Source organism: Variovorax sp. BGA-UO-ETr-C22 (assembly GCF_059567965.1).
Genome location: NZ_JCAQPA010000009.1, coordinates 227990 through 243264 on the forward strand (window position 1 = coordinate 227990; position 15275 = coordinate 243264).

The following is a 15275-nucleotide window of genomic DNA, read 5'->3' on the forward strand; positions in this document are numbered from 1 at the left end:
ATATGCGCTTCATCTTCAAGACCAGCTACGACCAGGACATCCGCCTTGCGCGGCACGGCGGCCACGTGCTCTGGTACAGCCTGCTCGTGGCCTTCCTGCTCGTCGCGCCGTGGGTCATCGACGAGTACTGGCTCGCGCAGCTGACCTTCGTGCTGATCTACGGCATCGTCGGCCTGGGGCTGATGCTGCTGGCGGGTTTCACGGGGCAGTTCTCCATCGGGCATGCGGCGTTCCTCGGAACGGGCGCGTACACGCAGGGCGTGCTGACGAACATGGGCGTGCCGTTCCCGCTCGCGCTGCTCGCGTCGGCCGCGCTGTCGGCGGCGGTGGGCGTGGTGGTGGCGATGCCGGCGCTGCGCGTGAAGGGCATCTACCTGGGCATCGCGACGCTGTCGTTCGGCTTCATCGTCGAGGAGGTGTTCGCGCGCTGGGAAAGCGTGACGGGCGGCAATGCGGGCCTGCATGTGAAGTCGCCGCAGCTGTTCGGCTGGTCGCTGGGCTCGGGCGAGGGCTTCTACTTTCTGTGCCTGGTGGTTGCGGTGGTGTCCACGCTGGGCATCCTGAACCTGCTGCGCTCTCCGACGGGGCGCGCCTTCGTGGCGATCCGCGATTCGGAGATTTCGGCGCAGAGCATGGGCATCCACCTGGCGCGCTACAAGACGATGTCGTTCGCGATCTCGGCCGCGCTCGCTGGCTTGGGCGGTGCGCTGTACGCGCACAAGCTGAGCTTCATCTCGCCGGACCAGTTCAACATCCTGCAGTCGATCGACCTGCTGCTGATGGTGGTGATCGGCGGGCTGGGCTCGGTGCACGGCGCGTTCCTCGGCGCCATCTTTCTCATCGCGATGCCGCAGCTGATCTCGATGGGCAAGGACTGGCTGCCGGCGGTGGTCGGCCAGGCGCCCGGCCTGCAGGGGCTGGTGTACGGGCTGGTGCTGATCGCCTTCGTGTTGTTCGAGCCGCTGGGGCTGTACGGGCGCTGGCTCAAGATCCGCACCTGGCTGCAACTCTTCCCGTTCTACCGCAAGGGGCTGTTCAAGCGGCAGAAGTCGTTCACCAAATCGGACCGGCTGAGATGAGCAACGACGTCCTTCTTTCCGCGAAAGACCTGAGCGTGCGCTTCGGCGGCGTGCTCGCGGTCAACAAGGTGAGCTTCGATGTTCGGCGCGGCGAGGTGTTCACGCTCATCGGCCCGAACGGCGCGGGCAAGACGACGGTGTTCAACCTCATCAGCCGCATCTACACGCCGACCACGGGCGAGATCACCTGGCATGGCGAGGCGGGCGGGGCGATCGCGCTCACGCAGCAGGCACCGCACGCGATTGCCGCACTGGGCATTGCACGCACCTTCCAGAACATCGAGCTGTTCGAGCATGCGACGGTGCTGCACAACCTGCTGATCGGGCGCCACACGCACCGGCAGACGGGCTTCTGGAGCGAGGTGTTCTTCACGCCGGCCACGCGCCGCGCCGAGATCGCGGCGCGCGAGAAGGCGGAGCAGGTGATCGACCTGCTCGACCTGCAGCACTACCGCGACTCGATGGTGGCGGGGCTGCCCTACGGCGTGCGCAAGGTGGTGGAGCTGGCGCGCGCGCTGTGCACCGAGCCCAAGCTGCTGTTGCTCGACGAGCCTTCCTCGGGGCTCAATGTCGAGGAGACGGCGGACATGGCGTTCTGGATTCAGGACATCCAGCATGAGCTGGGGGTGTCGGTGCTGATGGTCGAGCACGACATGTCGCTGGTTTCCAAGGTGTCGGATCGGGTGCTGGCGATGAATCAGGGCGAGGTGCTGGCTACGGGGTCTCCGCGTGAGGTGCAAGCCGATCCGCGGGTGATCGAGGCTTACCTTGGGACTGTGGATGACGTGAGCAGTTTGCGGAGGGTGGTGGCGTGACTTGCTTCTTCGTTACCCCTTTGGAGACGCCCGGTGCGCGGCACGGCGCGGTCGCCCCCACTGTGCCGGCCGCTTCGCGGCTCCCCTGCGGTGCTCGCGTTTCGCGGGGTCTCGCAGAACTCGCTTCGCTCAAACAGCTGCGAGCCCTGATCCGCGAAACGCTGCGCTCCTCGGCGGCACAGAGGGGGCGCCCACGCCGCACCGCACACCGGGCTTCGTGGTGGCGTGAGGGCTCTGGGCGTTCCGAATGTTGCGCCTTGAACCAGGGAGTGCGCGCATGAGCGACGTCGTACTCCAGCTGCTCAACGTCGAAAGCGCCTACGGCCCGATCAAGGCCATCCGGGGCGTGAGCCTGAAGGTGCGCAAGGGCGAGATCGCGACGGTGCTCGGCTCCAACGGCGCGGGCAAGACGACGATCCTCAAGACCATCTCGGGGATCATCGATCCGCGCAAGGGCAGCATCGAGTTCCAGGGGCAGGACATCACGGCGAAAGACCCGGCCTTCATCGTGCAGCAGGGGCTGAGCCACGTGCCCGAAGGGCGCGAGGTGTTTCCGCTGCTGTCGGTGAAGGACAACCTGCTGATGGGCGCCTACACGCGCAAGGACCGCGACGGCGTGGCGCGGGACATCGAGACCGTCTTCACCTACTTCCCGATCCTGCGCGAGCGCGCCACGCAGGACGCCGGCCTGCTCTCGGGCGGGCAGCAGCAGATGCTGGCCATCTCGCGCGCCATCATGGCGGCGCCGCACCTCATTCTTCTGGACGAACCCAGCCTGGGCCTGAGCCCCAAGCTCACCAAGGAAATCTTCGAGATCGTGGTGCGCATCAATCGCGAGCGCGGCACCACCATCCTGCTGGTGGAGCAGAACGCGAACATGGCGCTCAACGCCGCCGACCACGGCTACGTGCTGGAGAACGGCCGCATCGTGATGGAAGACTCGTGCGAACGTCTGCGCGAGAAGGACGACATCAAGGAGTTCTACCTGGGTGTCAAGGACGACGGCGTGCGCGGCGAGCGGCGCTGGAAAAAGAAGAAGACCTGGAGGTAGCCGTCGCCATGCAAGGACTCTGGGATCTGCGAACCATCGAACCCGGCCACGACATCCTCGTGCCCGGCGACACGCTCTCGGCCATGTTCTGGAACGCCGTGCGCCAGCGCGGCGACAACATCTGGATGCGGCAGAAGGAGCTGGGCATCTGGCGCAGCTGGAGCTGGCGCCAGACGGCCGAGGCCGTGCGCGAGATCGCGGCCGGGCTGCAGGCCATCGGCTTCACGCGCGGCGAGTGCGCGTCCATTCTTTCGAACACCGTCATCGAATGGGTGCTGGCCGACCTGGCCGTGCTCAGCTGCGGCGGCGTCTCCAACGGCATCTACCCGACCGACGCCGCCTCGCAGGTGCAGTACCTGTGCGAAGACTCGCGCACCACGGTGCTCTTCGTGGAAGACGACGAGCAGCTCGACAAGGCGCTCGAGGTGCGCGCCAGCCTGCCCGGCCTGCGCCGCGTGGTCGTGTTCGACATGGATGGCCTGCGCGAGCTCGATGACCCGGGCGTGATGAGCCTCGATGCGCTGCGCGCCCTCGGCCGCACGCACCTGGCGGGCGACCCGCAGGCGGTGGAGCGCAGCGTGGCGGCCTGCCGACCCGAAGACCTGGCGATTCTGGTCTACACCTCGGGCACCACCGGCAAGCCCAAGGGCGCCATGCACAGCCACGCGGGGCTGGTGTACACCGCGCGCGGCTACAACACGCTCATCGCGCAGGACGAGAAAGACGAGCGCATGTGCTTCCTGCCGCTGTGCCACATCGCCGAGCGCATGGGCGGCGAGTACTTCGCGATGTACACGGGCTCGATCCTCAACTTCGTCGAGAACCCCGAGACGGTGCCCGAGAACGTGCGCGAGATCGCGCCCACGGTGTTCACCGGCGTGCCGCGCGTGTGGGAGAAGTTCTATTCGGGCGTGATGATCGCGCTGAAGGAAGCCAGCCCGCTGCAGCAGGCCGCCTACCACTGGAGCATCGGCGTGGGCGAGACCATCGCCAACAAGGTGCTCGCGGGCCAGGAGATCGGCACGGGGCTGCGCCTGAAGTTCCGGCTGGCGCGGCTGCTGGCGCTGGACAACGCGCGCAAGCTCATCGGCATCCACCGCGCGCGCTTTCTCGTGACCGGCGCGGCGCCCATTTCGCCCGAGCTGGTCAAGTGGTACCTCGCGCTGGGCGTGCCCATGCTCGAGGTGTGGGGCATGACGGAGTCGTGCGGTGCCTCCACGGCCGTGCCCGTCACCCGCATCAAGCCCGGCTCCATCGGCCCGGCCACGGGCTACAACGAGGTGCGCATCGATCCGGCCACCAACGAGATCCTGGTGCGCGGCCCCAACGTCTTCATGGGTTACCTCAATCTGCCCGAGAAGACGGCCGAGACCATCGACGCCGACGGCTGGCTGCACACGGGCGACGTGGGCGTGATGGACGAGGACGGGTATTTCCGCATCACCGACCGGATGAAAGACATCATCATCACGGCAGGCGGCAAGAACGTGACCCCGAGCGAGCTGGAGAACGAGCTCAAGTTCAGCCTCTACATCACCGATGCCGTGGTGATCGGCGACAAGAGGCCCTACCTCACGGTGATCGTCATGATCGACCAGGAGAACGTCGAGAAATTCGCGCAGGACCACGACGTGCCGTTCAGCAACTACGAGAGCCTGACACGCACGCAGGAAGTGCAGGACCTGATCCAGGGCGAGATCGATCGCGTCAACGCCAAGTTCGCGCGCGTCGAGCAGATCAAGAAGTTCTTCCTGCTCGAGACGCAACTGAGCGCCGAGGACGAGGAGCTCACGCCCACGATGAAGCTCAAGCGCAAGCTGGTGCAGACCAAGTACGCGCAGCGCATCGACGCCATGTACCGCTGACCTCTTTTTTGCCAACCCGAGGAGACAACGCTATGACGAAGCTCAAGACATTGACGACGCTGGCCGTGCTGGGCTTGATCGCGACGCTCGCGTCCGCGCAGCAGCAGGGCGTGAGCAAGGACGAGATCCGCATCGGCACCATCCAGGACCTGTCGGGTCCGCTGGCGGGCTTCGGCAAGCAGGCGCGCAACGGCATGCAGCTGCGCGTGGACGAGCTCAACGAGCAGGGCACGCTCAACGGCCGCAAGCTCAAGCTCTTCGTCGAAGACTCGGGCTACGACCCGAAGAAGGCGGTGCTGGCGGCGCAGAAGCTGGTCAACCAGGAAAAGATCTTCATCATGGCCGGCCACATCGGCACGGCGCAGAACATGGCGGCGATGCCGGTGCAGTTCGACAAGAACGTCGTCAACTACATGCCCATCACGGCGGCGCGCGAAATGTACGAGCCGCTGAACCGGCTGAAGTACTCGTTCGCGGCCACCTATTACGACCAGATCCGCCTGGCGCTGCCCAAGATGATCAAGGACAAGGGCGCCAAGAAGGTCTGCACGATCTACCAGGACGACGAGTTCGGCCTCGAAGTGCAGCGTGGCGCCGAGGCCGGCCTGAAGGCCGCGGGCATGGAGCTGGCCGAGAAGACCTCGTTCAAGCGCGGCGCCACCGACTTCAGCTCGCAGGTCGCCAAGATGAAGGCCGCCAACTGCGACCTCGTGGTGCTCGGCACCATCATCCGCGAGACCATCGGCACGGTGGGCGAGTCGCGCAAGACCGGCTTCAACCCGACCTTCCTGGGTTCGAGCGCGGCGTATACCGACCTGATCCACAAACTCGGCGGCAAGGCCATGGACGGCGTGTACGCCACCATGACGGTGCAGAACCCCTACACCGACGAGCAGTCGCAGCCGCTGCGCTTCTGGGCCAACAAGTACAAGACCAAGTTCAACGAAGACCCGACCGTGTTCTCGGTGTACGGCTACGTGATCATCGACTCGTTCATCAAGGCCGCGACCAAGGCCGGCCCGAACCTGACGACCGACAGCTTCATCAAGGCGATGGACAGCATCACCTTCGAGCCCGACATGTTCGGCAGCCCGAAGAGCACCTACACCGCCACCAAGCGCCTGGGCAACGACCAGTCGCGGCTGTCGCAGATCAAGGACGGCAAGTGGGTCGTCGTCTCTGACTACGTGACGCCGTAAGCCAGCGCCGCCCCGGTACCGTGCTCGGGGCGAGCGGCTATATTCCGCGAAATCCCCTTCGCGAGACTGCCGCCATGCCCCAGTACTGGTTGATGAAATCCGAGCCCAACGAGGTCTCGATCGACGATGCCCTCGCCGCGCCCGATGCCACCGTGGCGTGGACCGGCGTGCGCAACTACCAGGCGCGCAACTTCATGCGCGACGGCATGAAGGTCGGCGACGGCGTGCTGTTCTATCACTCGAGCTGCCCCGAGCCCGGCATTGCCGGCATCGCGCGCGTGGCCTCGGGCATCCAACCCGACCCGACGCAGTTCGACCCCAAGTCGCCGTACTACGACGCCGGCGCGAAGAAGGAAGACCCGCGCTGGCTGCTGGTCGACGTGCAGGCGCTGCGCAAGACGCGGCTGCTGGCGTTGCCCGAGCTGCGCGCCAAGCCCGAGCTGGCCGATCTGGTCATCCTGCGCAAGGGCAACCGGCTGTCGATCACGCCGGTGGAGCCGGCGCACTGGAAGGTCATCGAGAAGATGCTGGCCTGAACCTGTTCAGGCGACTTTCGACAGGATCGGGAACAGCTTGCCGAGCCCGTCGGCCATCACCTCGACCGCGAGCGCCGCGAGGATCAGGCCCATCAGCCGCGTCATGATGTTGATGCCGGTCTTGCCGAGCACCCGCGCGATCGGCTGCGCGAGCGAAAACGCCAGTGCGGTCGCCAGCGCTACGACCACGCCATAGCCGACCAGCAGCCCCAGCTCCCACAGGTGCTGCGTCTTGTCGGCGTAGATCACTACGGTGGAGATGGCGGCCGGGCCGGTGAGCAGCGGAATCGTGAGCGGCACCACCGCGATGGAGGCGCCCATCGACGCCTTCACTTCGGTGGCGCGCAACTCATCGACGTTGGTCTTGCTCTCGGCCGGTTGCGCGTTGAGCATCGAGATCGAGCTCATGAGCAGCAGCAGCCCGCCGCCGACCTGGAAGCTCGCGATCGAGATGCCGAAGAAGGACAGCAGCTGCAGCCCGATGAGCGCGCTCACGGCAATCACCACGAAGGCGCTGAAGGCCGACATGCGCACCGTGCGCTTGCGCTGGGCGTCGGAGTAGTCCTGCGTGTAGTGGATGAAGAAGGGCACGATGGCCAGCGGGTTGACGATGGCCACCAGCGTGACCAGCGGCTTGATGAGGTCCATGGAGGTGCTCATGGCTCAGCGTCCTCCGGTCACGTCGAGCAGGGCCATGGTGGTATAGCTGGCCTCGGGCGAGAGCAGCCACAGGACGGCACCGGCAATTTCTTCGGCGGTGCCGCTGCGCTTCATCGGCACGCCTGGGCCCATCTCGGCGGCGCGGCCAGGCTGGCCGCCGGAGGCGTGGATGTCGGTGTCGATCACGCCGGGGCGCACCGCGTTCACGCGGATGCCTTCGTCGGCCACTTCCTTGGCCAGGCCGATGGTCAGGGTGTCGATGGCTGCCTTGCTGGCCGCGTAGTCGACGTACTGGCCGGGCGAGCCGATGCGTGCGGCGCCGCTGGAGATGTTGACGATGGCGCCGCCTTCGCCGCCGTGCTTCGTGCTCATGCGCTTCACCGCCTCGCGCGCGCAGACGAAGCTGCCGATCACGTTGATGCGGAACATGCGCTCCAGCCGCGCCACGCTCATCTCGTCGACGCGCGCCTGCACATCGACCACGCCGGCGTTGTTCACGAGCGCCGTGAGGCGCCCGAGCTTGGCGTCGACCTTCGCGAACATCGCGAGCACCTGGGCCTCGTCGCCCACGTCGGCCTGCACCGCCATGGCGGTGCCGCCGCCCGCGCGGATGGTGCGCACCACCTCGTCGGCGGCCAGCGAGTTGCTGGCGTAGTTCACGGCCACGGCATAGCCGCGCTTCGCGGCGAGCAAGGCCGTGGCGGCACCAATGCCGCGCCCACCGCCGGTGATCAAGAGCACCTGGTCCAAATCCCACCTCCTGCAGAGAAACTGTGCGTCAGTTAAAACCGACGGCCTGGATTACATCACCGAGGGCTGGCGCATGAGCACGAGCACCGCGCCGCGCCGCCCCAAGCCAGCTCGCACCGCAGTGCGCAGCACGGAGGTTACTGAATGCACAAGACCATCGACTATTACTTTGCGCCACAGAGCCCGTGGACCTATCTGGGGCATACCCGCTTTGCCGCCATCGCCGCGGCCGCCGGTGCCACCGTGCGCGTGCGGCCCATCGACATGGGCAGCGTGTTCCCCGTGTCGGGCGGGCTGCCGCTGGGCAAGCGCGCACCGCAGCGCCAGGCCTACCGGCTGCTCGAACTGGCGCGTTTCTCGAAGCACCTGGGCCTGCCGCTGAACCCGAAGCCGAAGTTCTTTCCGGTGGCCGGCGACGATGCGGCGCGGCTGATCATCGCGGTCGACATGCACGACGGCACCGAGGCCGCGATGCGCATCAGCGCGGCGGTGTTCGCGGCCGTGTGGGTGCAGGAGCGGAACATCGGCGACCCGAACCTGCTCGAAGCCCTGGTCGCGGAATGCGGGCTGCCGGCCAAGCGCGCCGAGCAATCGCAGAGCCAGGCGGTGCAGGAGCGTTACGAGGCTTACACGCAGGAAGCGATCGACATCCAGGTGTTCGGCGCGCCGAGCTACGTGATCGACGGCGAGATCTTCTGGGGCCAGGACCGGCTCGATTTCGTCGAGCGGGCGCTGCGCGCGTAACGGCGCAAGCCGACCCGCTTTTTCTTTTTCATTCCATCGTTTCAGGAGAACCCCATGGGCCAATTCATCGACCTCACCGCCAAGGATGGCTTCACCTTTCCCGCCTACGTGGCCGAGCCCGCGGGCACGCCGCGCGGCGCCGTGGTGGTGGTGCCGGAAATCTTCGGCGTGAACTCGCACATCCGCTCGGTGGCCGACGGCTATGCGGCCGACGGCTACCTGGCCGTGGCGCCGTCGACCTTCCACCGCGTCAAGCCCGGCGTCGAGCTGGGCTACAGCGACGACGACATGAAGACCGGCTTCGGCTACAAGACTGCGGTCGAGGCGCTGCCTGCGCCCGGCGTGCTGCAGGACCTCGAAGCCGCGATCGCCTACGCCTCGAAGGCGGGCAAGGTCGGCATCGTCGGTTACTGCTGGGGCGGCCTGCTGGTCTGGCGCGCCGCGGCCCTGCTGCCGGGCCTGGCCGCAGCCGCGCCCTATTACGGCGGCGGCATGACGACGCCGGAAGAAAGCGCGCGCCAGCCGAAGGTGCCGGTGCTCGCGCAGTTCGGCAACCGCGACCACTGGATTCCGCTGGACACCATCGAGGCCTTCAAGAAGGCGCACCCCGAGGTGGAAGTGCATGTCTACGAAGCCGACCACGGCTTCAACTGCGACCAGCGCGGCTCGTACAACGCCGAGGCGGCGAAGCCGGCGCGTGAGCGTGTGCTGGCCTTCTTTGCCAAGCACGTCGGCTGATCCGGCACGCTTCAAGCAAAAGCCCGGCAGTGCCGGGCTTTTTTCATTTCTATTTCTTGGCGCCGACCCGGGTCTGCAGGAAGTCGAGCAGCGCGCGCAGCGCTGCGCTGTTGTGGCGCCGCTGCAGGTAGGCGGCCGACAGCCACATGTCCTTGCGCGCATAGCCTTCGAGCACCGGCACCAGCTCGCCGCTGTCGATGTGCGACTGCACGAGCAGCGAGGGCAGGTAGATCACGCCGAAGCCGCGCATCGCGACGCGGATCAGCGGCGCGCCTTCGGTGCAGTCCATGCGGCTCTTGACCTGCACGTCCAGCGGCTGGCCGTTGTCATCGAAGCGCCACGCGGGCTGCGTGCCCAGCAGCGAATGGGTCAGCGCCTCGTGCTGGGCGAGCTCCTGCGGGTGCGCGGGCTTGCCGTGCTTCTTCCAGTAGACCGGCGAGGCGCAGACCACCATGTGGATGAGCCGCAGCTTGCGCACGATGAGGTTGGCGTCTTCCACCGGGCCGCTGCGGATGTCGACGTCGATGCCTTCCTCGGCGAGGTCGACGGTGCGGTTGGTCAGCTGCAGGCTGATGCTCACGTCGGGGTAGTGGCGCATGAAGTCGGCCAGCAGGTCGGGGAACTCGCCGTTGCCCATGCCGTGCGGCGCCGAGATGCGCAGCCGGCCGCCGGGCTGGCTGGCGCGCTCCTGCAACTCGGCCTGGGTGAGCTCGACCATTTCGAGCATCGGGGTGCTGCGCTCGAGCAGCAGCTGGCCGGCGTCGGTGAGGCTGACGGAACGCGTGGAGCGGTTGAGCAGGCGCACGCCGAAGCGGGTCTCGAGTTCGGCGACGTACTTGCTGACCGTGGCCTTCGACATGTCGAGCCGCTTGGCGGCCTGGGAGAAGCTGCCGTGCGAGGCGACTTCCCGGAAGGTTTTGATCAGATCGAGACTGTCCATGTCAGTGAAACCCGTTGTTTTTCGCGAGGGAGCGCGGTGTGTCGATTCTCGGGGGTTTTGCCGGATAGGACCGGCGCGGGGTTCTGGTGTAAGCCGGAAGCAGTCAGGCGGCGCGTGCCCGGTTTTTTTGCGTGCACGACTTTGTTGACTGATTGTTTCGCTACAGGAAACACCGTGTCTCTGAACCGAGTGTTTTCCCGAAGGAATTCCGGCTGACACTCGCCGCACAGGCGAGCCAACGTGCAAGCCTGGTGGACATCCCATCTAGCCGAACACAAGGAACAGACATGAAGACTTCGCACATTTTCGCAGCCGCCGCCCTGACCCTCCTGGCCGCCACCGGCGCCCAAGCCGAGACGTACCAAGGCGTGACCCAAGTGATCTCGTCCAAGAGCCGCGACGAAGTCAACGCCGAAGCCCAGCGCACCGCCGCAGCCCCGAACCAGAACGTCGTGCGCGGTTCGCGCGGCGCGGAAACCGTGGCCGTGTCGAAGGACCGTTCGATCGTCGAAGCCGAAGCCATCCGCACCGCCTACGCTCCCGACCAGAACGTGACCTCGGGTTCGCGCGTGAACAGCAAGGTCATCTCGACCATGGTGAACCCGATGGACGCACGCGTTCAAGCCCAGCAAGGTTCGGGCGCCGTCGCCAAGTAATTGGCCGCGAAGCCAGCCGCCTTCCGGGGCGGCCCGAGCTGATTAGAAAAGCCACGCATCTGCGTGGCTTTTTTCATGGGCGCTCGCGGGAGCGGGGAGGGCGCTCAGCGCGTGCGGGCCAGGTAGCGCTTGCGCCAGAAGATCAGGACCAGCAGCACCGCGATGACCAGCATGGCCGACATCGCGATCCAGAAGCCGTCCGCCTTGTGCACCAGCGGGATGAACTCGAAGTTCATGCCGAAGATGCCGGCGATGAGGTTGAGCGGCAGGAAGATGGCGGTGAGCACGGTCAGCACCCGCATGATGTCGTTGGCCCGGTGGCCCTGGACGCTGAAGTGCATCTGCACGGCGGTCTCGGCGTTCTGCTCGAGCCGGTGCACGTGGTGCACCACGCGCTGGATGTGCTCCAGCACGTCGCGGCTGCGCACCATGATCAGGTCGCGCTCGCGCTGCGCGGTCTCGCCCTGCGGCACGGGCAGGGTTTCGAGCGAATCGATCCAGTCCTGCATGGCGGCGCGCTGGTCTTCGCAGATCTCGTCGAGGCGGTGCAGCGACTGGCGCGCCTCCATCAGCGCGCTCCAGTTGGTGAAGCGGCTGCGCGGGTCGATGAGCTCGGTCTGCCAGTGGTCGAGCTGCTTCGTGAGCTCGCGCCGCATGTCGAGGTAGCCGTCGACGATCAGGTTGACGATGCGCAGCATCAGGTCGGCGGGGCTGGCCGGCAGGCGGGCCGAGGTGGCGCGCACGTCGAGCGCCGGCGTGCCGCGGTCGTCGGACGAGGCGGCCGCCAGCAGCCGGGCGGCGAAGGCGTCGCGCACCGTGCCGTCCTCGGGGTGCACCGAGAGCAGCACGCGGTCGAACACCGCGAAGCCGACGGGGCGGGTGTCGATGCGGCGCAGCACCGGCGGGCCGCCACGCGACGGGCGTTGCGGCAGCGAAGGCTCGCTGGTGTTGCCGGTTTCAGCGCCGTTGCCCGTGGCCAGGCGGCGGAACACCAGCACGTCGTACAGCGAGGTGTAGTCGTAGTGCGAGGGCAACTGGTCGTTGAGCAGGTCGGCCACGTGCAGGTCGACCAGCTGGGTCTGGCACAGCGTCTGCAGGATCTGCTGCACCTCGGGCTGGGCGGCGCGGAATTCGTCGCGCGTCAGCGAAATCCAGAGGTAGCTGGCGGCGGCGCAGGCGCCCGGCACGGCCAGCGGCGCCAGCGAGGCGTGCTCGCTGACCTGCGAGCGGCTGATTTCGAAGATGCGCATGGACACTCGCCCCCGGTGGTTCTTCTTCCACGCCAGAAGTGCCGTGGAGGTGCGGCAGGCATGCCGCAGTAGCTATTATTTTTGTAGCAACCGGGCGGCGTCAAGCGCGAAGTAGGTCAGCACGCCGTCGGCGCCGGCGCGCTTGAAGGCCAGCAGGCTTTCGAGCACCACGGCGTCGTGGTCGAGCCAGCCGTTCTGGGCCGCGGCCTTCAGCATGGCGTACTCGCCGCTCACCTGGTAGGCGAAGGTCGGCACGCGGAACTCGTCCTTCACGCGGCGCACGATGTCCAGGTAGGGCATGCCGGGCTTCACCATGACCATGTCGGCGCCTTCGGCGATGTCGATGGCGACCTCGCGCAGGGCTTCGTCGCTGTTGCCGGGGTCCATCTGGTAGACCTTCTTGTTGCTCTTGCCGAGCGTCGCGGACGAGCCGACAGCGTCACGGAAGGGGCCGTAGAAGGCGCTGGCGTACTTGGCGCTGTAGGCCATGATGCGCGTGTGGATGTCGCCTCGGGCTTCGAGCGCGGTGCGGATCGCGCCGATGCGGCCGTCCATCATGTCGCTCGGTGCCACAATATCGACGCCAGCTTGCGATTGTGTGAGTGCCTGCTTCACAAGCACTTCAACGGTCGCGTCGTTGAGGATGTAGCCGGTGTCGTCGAGCAGGCCGTCCTGGCCGTGGCTGGTGTAGGGGTCGAGCGCCACGTCGGTCATCACGCCCAGCTCGGGGAAGCGCGCCTTGAGGGCGGCCACCACGCGGGGAATCAGCCCGTCGGGGTTGAAGGCCTCGTCGCCCGCGGGCGTCTTGAGGCTGGCGTCGATCACCGGGAACAGCGCCATCACCGGGATGCCGGCCTGCACGCACTGCTCGGCCACGGGCAGCAGCAGGTCGAGGCTCAGGCGGTCCACGCCGGGCATCGAGGGCACGGCGTCGCGGCGCTTCTCGCCTTCCTGCACGAACACCGGGTAGATCAGGTCGTTCGTCGTCAGCGCATGCTCGCGCACCAGGTTGCGGGTGAAGGCATCGCGGCGCAGCCGTCGTGGGCGGCCGGCGGGGAACATCGCGAGCGGGGAAAATGGTGACGTCATATATCTAAAATTGTGCCTGAAGCGCGAAATCGCAGCCCAGCGCTGCTGGAGGCAAGTTGTCTGACAACTACGGAAATTAATAGAACTTAAGTTCTAGATTTTTGTTGTAAAAGTCAAAGAAACTGCCTCAATCGCTTGAAACCTTGTTTCGTCTTTGTTAAATTCTGAAGCGGGCGGCTTGCCGCTCCCCGCTTTTCCTCCCTGAGCGGGTGCCTTGATGTGTGACAGCAAAAGGGCTTCCCAGCCCGACGTGAAGACGTCGGGCTTTTTTTTGCCCGAAACCTTGGCAAAGGGCCCCGAAGAGGGGTCAGTGTGCAGCCACCACTAAACTGCCGCCATGCTCTGGGTCAAATCTCTTCACATTGTTTTCATTGCCAGCTGGTTTGCGGGGCTGTTCTATCTGCCGCGCATCTTCGTCAACCTGGCGATGGTGCCCCCCGAGTCGGTCGCGGAGCGTGAGCGCCTGCTCCTGATGGCGCGCAAGCTGCTGCGGTTCACCACCTTCCTGGCGGTGCCGGCGCTGGTGTTCGGCGCCTGGCTCTGGCTGGGCTACGGCATCGGGCGCGGCCCGGGCAACGGCTGGATGCACGCCAAGCTGGCCCTGGTGCTGGTGGCCATCGGCTACCACCATGGCTGCGGCGTGCTGCTGCGCCGTTTCGCGGCGGGCGGCAACCGTCGCAGCGACCGCTGGTACCGCTGGTTCAACGAGCTGCCCGTGCTGCTGCTGCTGGGCATCGTGATCCTGGTGGTGGTGAAGCCCTTCTGAGCCCGTGTCGACGGTAGACATGCCGCACAAGTCTGCCGCGCTCCCCCTGGCGCTGGCCTATGCGGCGCTGATCGTCTATGCCAGCCTGTACCCCTTCGCCGACTGGCGTGACCAGGGGATCGCGCCCTGGGCCTACCTGTCGGCGCCCTGGCCCAAGTACTGGACGGGTTTCGATTTCGGGGTGAACGTGGCGGGCTACGTGCCCTTCGGTTTTCTGTGTGCGCTGAGCGTGCTGCGCACGGGCAGCAGTCACAGTGTGTGGCGTGCGCTGTTGCGCGCCACGGTGGCAGGCGCGGCGATCGCCTTTGCCATGGAGACGCTGCAGAGCTATTTGCCGGCGCGCATTCCTTCCAATGTCGACCTGGGGCTGAACATCGCGGGCACGGTGCTCGGCGCGGTGCTGGCCGCGGCGCTGGAGCGGCTGGGGGCGATCGCCCACTGGAGCCGCGTGCGCTCGCAATGGTTCGTCGAAGACGCGCGCGGCGGCCTCGTGCTGCTCGCGCTCTGGCCCTTTGCGCTGCTGTTCCCCGCCGCCGTCACCTTCGGCCTCGGCCAGGTGTTCGAACGGCTGGAGGCGACGATTTCCGAGTGGCTGCTCGACACGCCCTTCATCGACTGGCTGCCGGTGCGCCAGTTCGAGCTGGAACCGTTGGTGCCGGCCGTGGAACTGCTGTGCGTGATGCTCGGGGCGCTGGTGCCGTGCCTGCTGGGCTACCTGGTGGCACGCAACGTGGTGCAGCGCGCGGTGCTGCTGCCGCTCATCCTGCTCGCGGGCGTCGCGGCCTCGGCGCTGTCGGCGGCCATGAGCTACGGCCCCGAGCATGCGTGGGCCTGGCTCGATCTGCCGGTGCAGGTCGGGTTGGCCGCGGCGGTGTTCGCGGGCGTGCTGCTGCTCTTTGCGCCGCGCCGGCTGTGCGGCGCACTGCTGCTCATGGGGCTCGTGCTGCAGCTGAGCCTGCTGAACCAGGCGCCCGAGAGCGCCTACTTCGCGCAGACCCTGGCCACCTGGGAGCAGGGCCGCTTCATCCGCTTCCATGGCCTGGCCCAGTGGCTGGGCTGGGGCTGGCCCTTCGCGGTGCTGGTCTACGTGGTGGCTGCGCTGTCGCGGCGCCGCCGTCCCGCGCTGCCCTGAGCACG

16 protein-coding genes are annotated in these 15275 nt (G+C 66.7%); 11 read left to right on the forward strand and 5 right to left on the reverse strand.

Features of this window, described 5'->3' with window-relative positions; all coding sequences use genetic code 11:
- Positions 1 to 2: 2 nt before the first annotated feature.
- The 6 genes from AC57B8_RS10615 (at position 3) to AC57B8_RS10640 (ending at position 6545) form a co-directional block, all read left to right on the forward strand.
- On the forward strand, positions 3 to 1079 hold the full coding sequence (locus tag AC57B8_RS10615) for a branched-chain amino acid ABC transporter permease (protein WP_062478791.1): 1077 nt from the start codon (positions 3 to 5) through the stop codon (positions 1077 to 1079).
- On the forward strand, positions 1076 to 1894 hold the full coding sequence (locus tag AC57B8_RS10620) for an ABC transporter ATP-binding protein (protein WP_062478788.1): 819 nt from the start codon (positions 1076 to 1078) through the stop codon (positions 1892 to 1894). The genes AC57B8_RS10615 and AC57B8_RS10620 overlap by 4 nt, the downstream gene beginning before the upstream one ends.
- Positions 1895 to 2171: 277 nt before the next feature.
- A complete protein-coding gene (locus tag AC57B8_RS10625) occupies positions 2172 to 2945 on the forward strand; it encodes an ABC transporter ATP-binding protein (RefSeq protein ID WP_056576626.1) in 774 nt (257 codons plus the stop codon).
- Between the two features lie 8 nt (positions 2946 to 2953).
- On the forward strand, positions 2954 to 4810 hold the full coding sequence (locus AC57B8_RS10630; RefSeq protein WP_496479588.1) for an AMP-dependent synthetase/ligase: 1857 nt from the start codon (positions 2954 to 2956) through the stop codon (positions 4808 to 4810).
- Positions 4811 to 4842: 32 nt separating this feature from the next.
- Positions 4843 to 6009, forward strand: coding sequence for an ABC transporter substrate-binding protein (locus AC57B8_RS10635; protein ID WP_062478783.1), 1167 nt, complete (start codon positions 4843 to 4845; stop codon positions 6007 to 6009).
- A 74-nt stretch (positions 6010 to 6083) separates the two neighbouring features.
- Positions 6084 to 6545 (forward strand): EVE domain-containing protein, encoded by a 462-nt coding sequence (locus tag AC57B8_RS10640; RefSeq protein WP_496479589.1) that lies wholly within the window; start codon positions 6084 to 6086, stop codon positions 6543 to 6545.
- A gap of 6 nt (positions 6546 to 6551) precedes the next feature.
- Here AC57B8_RS10640 and AC57B8_RS10645 read toward each other — a convergent pair whose 3' ends face one another.
- The gene (locus AC57B8_RS10645; protein WP_099793548.1) at positions 6552 to 7205 is read right to left on the reverse strand and encodes a MarC family protein; all 654 of its coding nucleotides are present in this window, start codon (positions 7203 to 7205) and stop codon (positions 6552 to 6554) included.
- Between the two features lie 3 nt (positions 7206 to 7208).
- Positions 7209 to 7955, reverse strand: coding sequence for an SDR family oxidoreductase (locus AC57B8_RS10650; RefSeq protein ID WP_159279502.1), 747 nt, complete (start codon positions 7953 to 7955; stop codon positions 7209 to 7211).
- 144 nt (positions 7956 to 8099) lie between these two features.
- On the opposite strand from AC57B8_RS10650, the gene AC57B8_RS10655 reads away from it, so the two are divergent.
- Positions 8100 to 8699, forward strand: coding sequence for a 2-hydroxychromene-2-carboxylate isomerase (locus tag AC57B8_RS10655; RefSeq protein WP_062478772.1), 600 nt, complete (start codon positions 8100 to 8102; stop codon positions 8697 to 8699).
- 54 nt (positions 8700 to 8753) lie between these two features.
- Entirely contained in the window at positions 8754 to 9437 is a 684-nt protein-coding gene (locus AC57B8_RS10660) for a dienelactone hydrolase family protein (RefSeq protein WP_070061880.1), read from the forward strand.
- Positions 9438 to 9486: 49 nt separating this feature from the next.
- Here AC57B8_RS10660 and AC57B8_RS10665 read toward each other — a convergent pair whose 3' ends face one another.
- Positions 9487 to 10377, reverse strand: a complete 891-nt coding sequence (locus tag AC57B8_RS10665; RefSeq protein WP_062478766.1) for a LysR family transcriptional regulator — start codon at positions 10375 to 10377, stop codon at positions 9487 to 9489.
- A 287-nt stretch (positions 10378 to 10664) separates the two neighbouring features.
- Here AC57B8_RS10665 and AC57B8_RS10670 point away from each other — a divergent pair, with 287 nt between their 5' ends.
- Entirely contained in the window at positions 10665 to 11033 is a 369-nt protein-coding gene (locus AC57B8_RS10670; protein ID WP_062478764.1) for a hypothetical protein, read from the forward strand.
- A gap of 104 nt (positions 11034 to 11137) precedes the next feature.
- Here the strand turns inward: AC57B8_RS10670 and AC57B8_RS10675 are convergent, their stop codons facing one another.
- Together AC57B8_RS10675 and hemB are read right to left on the reverse strand one after the other, a co-directional pair.
- Positions 11138 to 12283: a magnesium transporter CorA family protein gene (locus AC57B8_RS10675; protein WP_496479590.1), complete on the reverse strand. Its 1146-nt coding sequence runs from the start codon at positions 12281 to 12283 to the stop codon at positions 11138 to 11140.
- Positions 12284 to 12358: 75 nt separating this feature from the next.
- Positions 12359 to 13372: a porphobilinogen synthase gene (gene hemB / locus AC57B8_RS10680; protein WP_235944285.1), complete on the reverse strand. Its 1014-nt coding sequence runs from the start codon at positions 13370 to 13372 to the stop codon at positions 12359 to 12361.
- A gap of 337 nt (positions 13373 to 13709) precedes the next feature.
- Between hemB and AC57B8_RS10685 the strand changes: the two genes are divergently transcribed.
- Both AC57B8_RS10685 and AC57B8_RS10690 read left to right on the forward strand, forming a co-directional pair.
- Positions 13710 to 14138, forward strand: coding sequence for a CopD family protein (locus AC57B8_RS10685; RefSeq protein WP_062478845.1), 429 nt, complete (start codon positions 13710 to 13712; stop codon positions 14136 to 14138).
- A 19-nt stretch (positions 14139 to 14157) separates the two neighbouring features.
- Entirely contained in the window at positions 14158 to 15270 is a 1113-nt protein-coding gene (locus AC57B8_RS10690) for a VanZ family protein (RefSeq protein WP_496479591.1), read from the forward strand.
- Positions 15271 to 15275: the final 5 nt, after the last annotated feature.